At 47.3% G+C, this 9,622-nt stretch carries 10 protein-coding genes; 9 read left to right on the top strand and 1 reads right to left on the bottom strand.

The genetic code is table 11. From position 1 onward, the window contains the following. Window positions 1-71: 71 nt before the first annotated feature. Window positions 72-1,331 (bottom strand): nucleotidyltransferase, encoded by a 1,260-nt coding sequence (locus tag RWS31_RS09065; protein WP_314597696.1) that lies wholly within the window; start codon window positions 1,329-1,331, stop codon window positions 72-74. Between the two features lie 78 nt (window positions 1,332-1,409). Between RWS31_RS09065 and mnmA the strand changes: the two genes are divergently transcribed. The 9 genes from mnmA (at window position 1,410) to RWS31_RS09020 (ending at window position 9,605) form a co-directional block, all read left to right on the top strand. After that, a complete protein-coding gene (mnmA, locus tag RWS31_RS09060) occupies window positions 1,410-2,468 on the top strand; it encodes a tRNA 2-thiouridine(34) synthase MnmA (RefSeq protein WP_314597694.1) in 1,059 nt (352 codons plus the stop codon). Between the two features lie 98 nt (window positions 2,469-2,566). Further along, a complete protein-coding gene (locus RWS31_RS09055) occupies window positions 2,567-3,685 on the top strand; it encodes a hypothetical protein (RefSeq protein ID WP_314597693.1) in 1,119 nt (372 codons plus the stop codon). A gap of 129 nt (window positions 3,686-3,814) precedes the next feature. Further along, on the top strand, window positions 3,815-4,396 hold the full coding sequence (locus tag RWS31_RS09050; RefSeq protein ID WP_314597690.1) for a hypothetical protein: 582 nt from the start codon (window positions 3,815-3,817) through the stop codon (window positions 4,394-4,396). Between the two features lie 53 nt (window positions 4,397-4,449). Continuing rightward, window positions 4,450-4,998: a biotin transporter BioY gene (locus RWS31_RS09045; RefSeq protein ID WP_314597687.1), complete on the top strand. Its 549-nt coding sequence runs from the start codon at window positions 4,450-4,452 to the stop codon at window positions 4,996-4,998. A 1-nt stretch (window position 4,999) separates the two neighbouring features. Next, window positions 5,000-6,142: a thiolase family protein gene (locus tag RWS31_RS09040; RefSeq protein WP_314597685.1), complete on the top strand. Its 1,143-nt coding sequence runs from the start codon at window positions 5,000-5,002 to the stop codon at window positions 6,140-6,142. After that, window positions 6,139-7,473: an AMP-binding protein gene (locus RWS31_RS09035; protein WP_314597683.1), complete on the top strand. Its 1,335-nt coding sequence runs from the start codon at window positions 6,139-6,141 to the stop codon at window positions 7,471-7,473. Before RWS31_RS09040 ends, RWS31_RS09035 begins: the two co-directional genes overlap by 4 nt. A gap of 167 nt (window positions 7,474-7,640) precedes the next feature. Further along, window positions 7,641-8,366, top strand: coding sequence for an NYN domain-containing protein (locus tag RWS31_RS09030; RefSeq protein WP_314597712.1), 726 nt, complete (start codon window positions 7,641-7,643; stop codon window positions 8,364-8,366). Between the two features lie 13 nt (window positions 8,367-8,379). Then, window positions 8,380-8,778 carry a DUF3783 domain-containing protein gene (locus RWS31_RS09025; RefSeq protein ID WP_313972094.1) on the top strand — a complete coding sequence of 133 codons (399 nt, stop codon included), beginning with the start codon at window positions 8,380-8,382 and terminating at the stop codon, window positions 8,776-8,778. A 32-nt stretch (window positions 8,779-8,810) separates the two neighbouring features. Further along, window positions 8,811-9,605, top strand: coding sequence for a hypothetical protein (locus RWS31_RS09020; protein ID WP_314597681.1), 795 nt, complete (start codon window positions 8,811-8,813; stop codon window positions 9,603-9,605). Window positions 9,606-9,622: the final 17 nt, after the last annotated feature.

The raw sequence follows: 9,622 nt of genomic DNA, 5'->3' as shown, positions 1-9,622 counted from the left end.
TACGTCGAAAGTACTTGGTTGGAGACGACCTGGGAGGATAGAAAGCTGCTGGTTCAATTCAAAACGCCTGCTCATGCAGGCGTTTTTCTCTTATCTGAAATGAAGAGCGGAGAGCGTTGGAAGTCCTCGCCGCGTTTTGTGATTTGCGGAAGGCAAAGCCGTCGCATTTCTGTGGCATGAATGTCAAGTGCGAGCATGTTTTCCAAAGCCGTTCGCTTTTCTGGCGGATGTTTCAACGCGGCGTCTTTCAAAAAATGACTTGTTTTGCTTATGAGAGGAAGCGAACTTTTCTGTTTGATTTCATGCAGCAAGCTTTTTCCTGCATGATTGAATGCGAGTATACGAGCATAGAGAGGTCCATTCTTATCAAATTCATGAATATCCTGTCGACGAAGGTGCAGCATGATATGGAATATGAGCCGTTGGATTCGACTTTGCGGATGACGACGACTATGGCATTCATCGAGAAGTTCTTTCATGGTGCGACAATGAGAAGCGGCGCGCAGCAGTCTGTTTTCAAAACCTTCATTTATACCATAGATTTCTTGTAAATTTTCCGGAGTATAATGTTCGAGCTGAGCAAGAAGCGGACGAAAAAGCAGATTGATTTCTGGTATAGCTTCTTCCGTATGCGCTTCGAATAAGGCCTCCATGCTGTTTGCAGGAAGAACTTTCGCCAGGAGGTTTCTTTGCGGTGCGACGGTTTGGATTTCTCGGCGAATGGAACTTGCACTGGCATACGTGTCATGGAGTTCTTCATCATGATAAGCGGCGCCGATTCTTGCCACTGCAAAAGGGTAGATCGAAGTGACGCAGCAATTCAAAGCGCGCAGGTATTCCAAGGCAAGGATGTTGTTCGGTTGCTTGAGGAAAGCTTCGTTTATACCGGTGCTTCGGGCAATGGCATGACTTAATGCGGCGGCATAGGAATGACCTTTTTGTACGTATGCATGGAGCAGTTCCTGCACATCGCTTCTCTTCGCTGAATCCGCTGCGCATTGAAGCAAGGCGAGAGGGCTTTCTGCGCCGAAGGCAAGACCGTCAACAACACCCAAGCGCGAAAGCAGCGATACACCTCCGTGTGCGAAATTCTGTGCGCTGCGCACGGCAAAGGCCGCCGGTAGTTCGAGCACGAGGTCGATGCCGCTCAAAACGGCGTGGCTGGCACGTTGCCATTTATTGAGAATTGCCGGGAAGCCGCGCTGTGTGAAACTGCCACTCATCAATGCGACGATGCGGGCTTTGGGATATTTCGCGCGTATGGTTTCAATCTGGTAAATGTGCCCGTTATGAAAGGGATTATATTCGGCGATGATGCCGACGACATTCATGGAATCAACTCCTTGTATGGATGGTTCTCTTAGTGTACCATAGAATTGCATGCTGTAGATATTTTCAGGAGGCAATGGATGAAAAAAAAAGTAGCGGTAGCGATGAGCGGAGGCGTGGACAGTTCGCTTTGTGCAGCTCTTTTGCAGGAGCAAGGGTATGAGGTACTCGGCATAACCATGCGTCTTTCCGATGATAGTCGTGAGATGAACGGTGTTTCCAGCGCGGCGACAGACGCAAGGCGCGTGGCGGATTTTCTTGGTATAGAGCATGTGGTAGCAGATTTTCGTACGCTTTTTTCCGATAAGGTCGTTGATTATTTTTTGACGGAATATTTGACGGCACGCACGCCGAATCCTTGTGTGATTTGCAATCGCTTCTTAAAATTTGGGGAGCTTCTTTCGTTTGCGAGAGAAAAAGGCGCAGATTTTCTTGCCACGGGACATTATGTCCGTATAGAGAAAGAAGAGGATGGATCCTTTGCCTTGAAGAAAGGTAGGGATGAAAAAAAAGATCAATCGTATGTCCTTTATCGTTTGCCTCGGGAAATATTATCGCATATTCTCTTTCCTCTCGGAAGCTATAAAAAGGAAGAAACGCGAGCCCTTGCCCGGAAACTTTCCCTGCCGGTAGCCAATAAGGCGGAGAGTCAGGAGATTTGCTTTGTACCGGAAGATGACTACAAAGCGTATTTGTCGCAGCACAGGCCAAATTGTTTTCGCGCAGGAGATATTGTCGATATGCAGGGACAAATTCTGGGACAGCACCGAGGTCTTCCCTTTTATACGATTGGGCAACGAAAGGGGCTCGGCATAGCGGCGGTACATCCTCTCTATGTCATCGCTTTGGATGAGGCAAATAATCGCGTGATTGTCGGAAAAAATGAGGAGCTTTATGCTTCGTCACTTTTTGCAAGCGATGTGAATTGGCTGATGGAAGAACCGACACGCGAGATTTCGGTACATGCCAAGATTCGTTACGGCAGTCGTGAGGTGCAGGCGAATGTTTTGCCTTTGAAGGATAGGGCTGTCAAGGTATCCTTTCTTGAACCACAGCGAGCTGTTACGCCGGGGCAATCCGTTGTCTTTTATTCCGGAGAGCGTCTTGTAGGCGGGGCAACGATTGAATCTCGGACATGAACGCGGCATATTTCGAGGGTTTTTCTTGCGAAAACGCTATTCTTGTTGCATAATAAGGAAAAGGTTTTATCGCTTTGTAATCTTGGGAGGGTGAGTCTATGGCGATGTTTTCCAAGTCGCAGAAGATGCGTTTCTTTCTTGCGATATTCTTGCTGCTTTTGGCAATATGCGGCTGCGGGGCGTGGTATTTTTTCTATTATACGAAAACGCCGGAGTATGGGCTGGAAAAAATCAAAATGTCTTTTGAAAAGCATGATTGGCAAACATTCGAGAAATACGTTGATTTAGATGCTTTGCTGGGCAACTCTACGGAAACATTGATTCAGGCTATGATTGATACGGATCGTCCGATGTCCGGAGACGCCAAGGCGGCTATGAATGGTTTCGTGCAGATGTTCAAGGCGCCCTTGGCATTGACGCTGCGTACGGAAGTGCAGTATTACGTTGAAAATGGCGAATGGAAAAACAGTGGGACAGCGTCGGAGACGCAAGATCCGATGAGCCTTGATATGGTGCTTACGAGGATCGGACTCAAGACGATACAGTTCCGCAACATTGATTACGTTGCAACGGATCGGGAGACGGGAACGGCACGCGCCGGCGTACGCGTTTATCAGGCGGATATTGGTGAGGAATTCATTTTTGAAGTGAAGCTTGTGCAGGGCGGGGATGGCGTCTGGCGCGTGACGGAAATACAGAACCTTCATGATTTCGTTGCGATGATTGCCAAGGCGCACGATGCGATTCTGGCAGACTATCTCGCTAAATCTCAGGCCATTATAGACGCTCACGGAAAATCAGTGCAGGAGATCGAGCAGGAATTCAGCAGTACTTTGCAGAAAGGCTCTCTTGGCAATGATGAAACGCGTCAGGCATTGAAGACCATCATGCTGGAGAAAGCCGCGGCAGACTGGACGCAGCGCAAAGCTGAGCTGTCTGACCTCACGGTGCCGCCCATGGCGGATACGCTGCACCATCTCCGTTTGCGCAGCTGCGATATGCGCATTGCTTACATCCTTGGGTATGCAGCATGGCTGGACGACAAGAAGGCGGCGACCATCCGTGAGGCGCAGGCGAAACTGAAACAGGCGAAGACACTGGAAAACGAAGCAGCTACGCTAGCACGCCACATGTCGGGACAATCAAATGCCGTTCCACAACCGCAGCAAAAACCAACAGGAAATGAAACATCGGAAAGCATGACGGAACTGCAATAGGAATCCATGGGAGAGCCGCCGTAATCGGCGGCTTTTTGCATGCTCCTTTGTCAACTGATTCTTACGAAAGGTTGACGAAAGAGGAGGCTTTATCTATAATGAGTTTACTGAACTTTTGGAGGTGAATGGATGGAGAGTGTTTTGCATCTTGCACGCATGATGGCAGAACTGCATCTTGCCGAATATGAAGGTGCAAGAATTGCCAAGATTTCTTGGAGAAAAGAGCCGCGTCCAGAGGCGGAATATGGAGTACACTTTCAAAAACATGGAAACCGTTTTTTGAGAATGGCATGCTGTGAAACAAAGAAACCTTTGATGGGAGAAATCTCCATGAGTCTCATACTTGGAAAAGAAGGCGTTGAAAAATCGCAAAGAGTACCCAAAAAGGAGAGGATGCTGAAAAATACTGGAACAACGTGGCGATGTTTTTCTTATGCAGAGGTTCTTTCTTTTGTTGCAGCGGCGGGTGATGAAAACAGCATACATCGTCAAGAGCCTGCCATTGTACCCGGGATGCTGATTTTACAGAAACTTTTAACAGAGCGGCCTATGACGCGGCAGGTGGAAATACGCTTTTTTCATCCACTCTACTGCGGGGAAGAACTCCATTTCTTTCCAGAGAAGGATGGATGTTTAGCGGTGGTGAAGGGAGAACGAAAATTCTTTTATCGTCTATGGAAGAGTGAATGCTCCGATGCAGGACATGGTTGAAGGTTGCATTTCCGACTACAGAGAACATTAAAAAGAAGTGAGGCTTGAAAAGTATGAAACAAGAAGATGCGATGTCTGTGCAAAAGATAACAAAGATGGCACTTTGTGTGGCGCTTTGTTGTGTCGCCGCGTATATTTCCATCCCGTTGCCGTTTACTACGGCGATGATCACAGCTTTGACGCTTGCGATGAATCTTACAGCTTTTATCTTGAAACCGCGAGAAACGTTTGTGGTGCTTTGCGTCTACACTCTACTTGGGTGCATTGGTCTGCCCGTCTTTGTCGGCGGTACGTCAGGTTTGGGAAAACTTCTCGGCCCTACGGGGGGATTCATCATCGCTTTTGTTATTGCCTACCCGATTGTCAGTTGGCTCAAGGGGACGGGAAATTCGTTTAAGCGTTTCACGTCGGCGGCCGTTTTTGTTGGTATTCCCATCACATATATCGGGGGATTAACTTCCATGATGCTTTTGATGGATGTCAGTTTTTGGCAGGCTCTCGTTATGGCAGTTTTTCCATTCATTCCAGGAGATGTCTTGAAGGCTGCCTTGGCTGCATTTCTGGGTGTAAAACTCAACAAAATTTTCCGTCAGAGCGAATGATATGAAAAATGTTTACATATTCGGCGGTTTGCGAACTCCGCTTGCAAAGCATGGGGGACATTTCCGTAGTTTACGTCCGGAATGTTTCACAGCAGAACTTTTGAGCGCCTTGTTGAAACAATATAGCATCAACGAGGTGGATGCCATTTTTTGCGGTAATGCTGTAGGAACAGGGGGGAATCTGGCTCGCTTGACGGCGCTGTTGGCGGGCATAGATGAACGCGTGCCTGCTGTGACGATTGATATGCAATGTGCTTCAGCGGCGGCTTCGTTGGATTTTGCTTTTTCGCGACTTGCCAGTGGACAAGGACATCTTTATGTTGCGGGCGGCATGGAAAGTCGCTCCTTGCAGCCTGTGCGGCGTTATGCTGAGACAGATGAGCGCCATGCATTATTTCCGCATGGCGAATATATGACAGCACAGTTTTCACCGAAAGAGCTTACCGAAAATGCCATGTTGCGAGGGGCGGAACGGACAGCAAAGGAAGAGAAAGTGAGCCGTACAGAGCTTGAAGAATGGGCTGTAAGAAGTCATGCTCGGGCCGCTGCTGCACGTCGTGAAGGCAGTCTGGAAGAACTTATCTTTCCTGTTGCAGGCTTGTCGAAAGATGATGGCATACGAGAAACGATGAGTTTCGACTTTCTCAAGCGATTGCCACCTCTCTTTGGCACGGGAGGGCTTACGACAGCTGGAACATCATGCAGAACGAACGACGGTGCGGCACTCGCGCTTCTTTGTTCTGAAGAATATCTGACAAAAATGGAAAAGAAACCAGAAATTCGACTTTTGGCGATGGAAATGTCAGGTGGCGATCCGCTTTACAGTCCGCGTGGTGCCATGCAGGCTGCCGATCAACTTTTGGAGAGAATGCGACTTTCCTATGAGGATATGGCAGCGATTGAATTCAATGAGGCATTTGCTGTCATAGACGTTCTCTTTGCGCGGCGATACCCAAAGCTTGTTGAACGGTATAATACATTTGGTGGTGCGCTTGCTTATGGACATCCTTACGGTGCATCGGGAGCGGTGCTTCTCCTACACCTGATTGAGGCAGTAAAGAAACATGGCGGAGGTTATGGTCTTCTCTCCATTGCCGGTGCTGGAGGCGTCGGAGAAGCAATCCTGTTGGAGGTTTGTGAATGAATTATTATCTATTGCTCAAGGAGCGGTCGATTTCTTATGCAGAGAAGCCATTTCTTTACATTGGTGAAGAAATATACAGTTATCGTGCTTTTTTCACAAAAATTGAGAGAATGACACAACACCTTTCGCGCGTTATAAAAGATGACCTAAAGAATGCCGATGTACTTGTTTCTGCTGAATCTTTTCTCAACCAGGCGCTGCTTTTCTTTGCTGTGCAGAAATTTAATGCTCGTCCGATCTTGCTGCACCATGGTCTCGTCGAATCAGATATAGAACATATTGCAAAAACGAATGATTTGCAGGGAATTTTTATCTTAAATGCTGAAAGTCTATCATACAAACGTTTTCCTTATGAAGCTCGACAACATGAATATCCCGATTGCCTTGGGGTCTTGAGTTCAGGAACGACAGGCACACCAAAAGTCATGTATCGTACGTTTGAAAGTTGGGCGGGATTTTTCCCGGTGCAAAATGAAATCTTTGGATTGAAAGAAACGTCTTGTCTTTTCTTTCATGGCAGCCTGAGTTTTACTGGTAACCTCAATGCTTTTCTCGCTACACTATTCATAGGTGCTTCCGTTTGTACGAGTGAATGCACGAACGTGAAATTATGGATTGCTTTAATGGAGAAACATACAGCAGACATCATTTATCTTGTTCCTGCAAAACTACGTCTTCTGGTAGAAGCTATTAAGGTTGCCATTTCGAGTGTGAGGTCTTTGTTTACGGGGTCTCAAATTATCTCTGCGTCTCTCTTACGCTTGTTGCAGAGAAAACTGCCAAATGCTTCCATCATCCTATACTATGGAGCAAGTGAACTCAATTACATCACTTATGCGCACTGCAGAGACTGTACGCGTGATCCGAGGAATGTTGGAATACCATTTCCAGGAGTGGACATCTCTATTGCGGACGGATTGATTTATGTAAATACGCCCTTTCATGTAAGTGGCATCACATTACCATTTACTTTGCACGACAAGGGATATATGAATGAGCAAGGCGAATTGATTTTCGAGGGACGCGAACAGGCGTGGGTGAACAAAGGTGGTTTCAAAATCAGTCTGGAGCGTGTGGAATTGAAGATTAAGGCTGTTGCAGGCATTCTTGAGGCAGCTGTTCTTTCGGTGGAGGATGAGGTGCGAGGTGCAGACCTTGTCGCATTTCTTGTGCCTTCTGATGGGATTGAAAAAAAGCAACTTCGTCGTATGGTGCGCAGCGCACTTTTGCCTGTTGAGATGCCGAAAAAGATATATTTTCTTGCAGAAATTCCACTCAACGATCGTGGTAAACTGGCAAAAGACCTATTGTTGAAGGAAATCAGAAAATAGCCAGGAATGGAGACGATCAACGCAATATTTCATGGAAATCCATTCACAAGTATGATAAAATGGATAGAATTAAGAAAGAGTATATTTGTACCATTAAGGAAGGATGTATAGATTCCGTGCTTCTTTAATGGAGTTAATCATTATGAAATTGCGAGGTTTTATTTTTGATGACATTTGATTCAAGTACAGAGACGGTGGCTGTTCTTTACGATATTGAGAATGCGCCTTTTGAGATGCTGGATTTTACTTTGGGGAAGGCACGGAAATTTTTTCCTTGCCGTATGATCGTTGTCTCCGATTGGGAAAAGCACCCCGAGCAGAAGCGTTGGAATCGCTTGATGTCTCGCAAGGGGCTTACTTTCCGCCAGATTGATCGAAAGGTCGATGGCAAGAATTCACTGGATTACGCATTGTTCGACATGGCGAAAATCCTGCGTGATGAGGGCGTGCGCCGCTTTCTTATCGTGACGACGGATTCCGATTTCGTAGCGATTGCTCAGATGCTGCGCGAAAGCGACACGCCGTGTCACATCATCGGCGTGGGAACAGAGCAGGCGAGTCAGTCTCTTCGTGATGCTTATGATGAATTTTATTGCTATCCGCCTGTCAAGAAGAAGAAAGCGAAGGCGCAAGAGCAAGACGCGCTGGAAGAAAAGGACAAGCAGAAAACGGGAGGCAAGGCTGATAAAAAACAGCAGAAGAAGCAAGCGAAGAAAAATCAGGAAGATGCAGCAAAGGAGTCTGACAAGCAGCTTTCTCTTGCAGGCAAGAATATTTTGCAAGTGCGCTTGCCCAAATCTCTTTTTGACAAGCTGCAGAAGAAAAAACGTCATGAAGATGTTGATATGGAACAGCTTGTGACATATCTTTTGATGCGCGGTTTGAACGACTGAGGAGAGGTGGAGCGTGAAGAAGCAAGAAGAGAGTGTTCTGCTCTACCAATTTTCCGATGAGGCTGCGTTGGCTATTCAAGAGGTTTTGCGCAAGTTGAGAATCCAGGCGAGCGTTCTAGAACCAGGAGCATGGCATCAACGCATCGGCTTCTTATTTGCCTTGAAGGGCTTCAAGCCGGGGACTTCGGAGGAAGAAGCCTTTGATTTTCCTTATGAGGCGGCAGTTTTTCATAACATCAAGGGAAAGCGACTCGATCAGGTTCTTCAAGCTTTGAAAGATGCGGGCATTGCACATATAAAGTTCAAGGCGGTGACGACGCCGTTCAATCTGCATTGGACGCTCGCACGACTGTGCCGAACCATGCATAAAGAACATGCTTACATGATGGAAAGGGATAAGAATTCGGAATGAGGTACGACGATCTCGATCGGACGAGCGTTCTTGTGCGCAAGAAAAAAAATACGTCAGATGGCAGGAAGCTAGACGACACGCAGGAACTGCCGCCTTTGTCCCAAGATGCTTCTTCTATTTTTTCGAGGCAGGGGACGGTGCGGGAGCTTCCGCCACTCACATCAAAAATGGAGAATCAGAGGGTGGATGCTGCAGAGTCTGGAAATAGGCGGCAAAGCAGATTCCGCAAGGGGCTGATTTTTGCCGCTTGTTTTGCGGTGGCTCTTTTTGGTGGGGTTCTTTTGTCCGATATGTTTCGCAATCATGAACAAGCTCTTGAGGATGGCCGCAAGGAGGCGCAGCAGGTTGAAATGCGTCAGCGGGAACTTGCTGCACGCGAAGACTCTCTAAAGAAGCAAAGGGCGAGCATAGCGGAGCAGAAAAGAGCGCTGGAAGAAAAAGAGCTGGAACTTGAACGAAAAGCGCAGCGCGCTGCCGGGCGCACGGAACGCATTGAGCAGGAAAAGGACAAGGGAACGGTTGTCGGCGGCTGGGTGGACAAGGTCACGGGAAAGGAAAAGGAGCGCAAGGAAGCGAACGAGAAGAATGCCGCTGAAATTCAGCAGACAAATCTGGATATCGCTTCGGTACAACAATCCATCAAGGATGCTCAAGCTGTTCTTGATGAAGTGGACAAACAGCTTGACAATGTCAATGAAATGAAAGATCAGGCAGATCGCTTGAAAACGGTTGCACAAGATACATATGAGAAAAATCAAGGGACGATCAGTCAGATCTTTCATTATGTGAACGAGGGCGCTGATATGCTGCGTCAGATTCTTCGATGACGTGCTTTTCAAGATAC

Origin of the sequence: uncultured Selenomonas sp., from assembly GCF_963528755.1 — a bacterium.
Lineage (GTDB): Bacteria > Bacillota > Negativicutes > Selenomonadales > Selenomonadaceae > Selenomonas.
This window is presented reverse-complemented; position numbering and strand designations above follow the sequence as displayed.

Bases quoted from the DNA above. Each gene is read 5' to 3' on its own strand.
- RWS31_RS09035 (WP_314597683.1), top strand. From the start codon at position 6,139: ATGAATTATTATCTATTGCTCAAGGAGCGGTCGATTTCTTATGCAGAG.
- mnmA (WP_314597694.1), top strand. From the start codon at position 1,410: ATGAAAAAAAAAGTAGCGGTAGCGATGAGCGGAGGCGTGGACAGTTCG.
- RWS31_RS09065 (WP_314597696.1), bottom strand. From the start codon at position 1,331: ATGAATGTCGTCGGCATCATCGCCGAATATAATCCCTTTCATAACGGG.
- RWS31_RS09055 (WP_314597693.1), top strand. From the start codon at position 2,567: ATGGCGATGTTTTCCAAGTCGCAGAAGATGCGTTTCTTTCTTGCGATA.
- RWS31_RS09045 (WP_314597687.1), top strand. From the start codon at position 4,450: ATGAAACAAGAAGATGCGATGTCTGTGCAAAAGATAACAAAGATGGCA.
- RWS31_RS09050 (WP_314597690.1), top strand. From the start codon at position 3,815: ATGGAGAGTGTTTTGCATCTTGCACGCATGATGGCAGAACTGCATCTT.
- RWS31_RS09040 (WP_314597685.1), top strand. From the start codon at position 5,000: ATGAAAAATGTTTACATATTCGGCGGTTTGCGAACTCCGCTTGCAAAG.
- RWS31_RS09030 (WP_314597712.1), top strand. From the start codon at position 7,641: ATGACATTTGATTCAAGTACAGAGACGGTGGCTGTTCTTTACGATATT.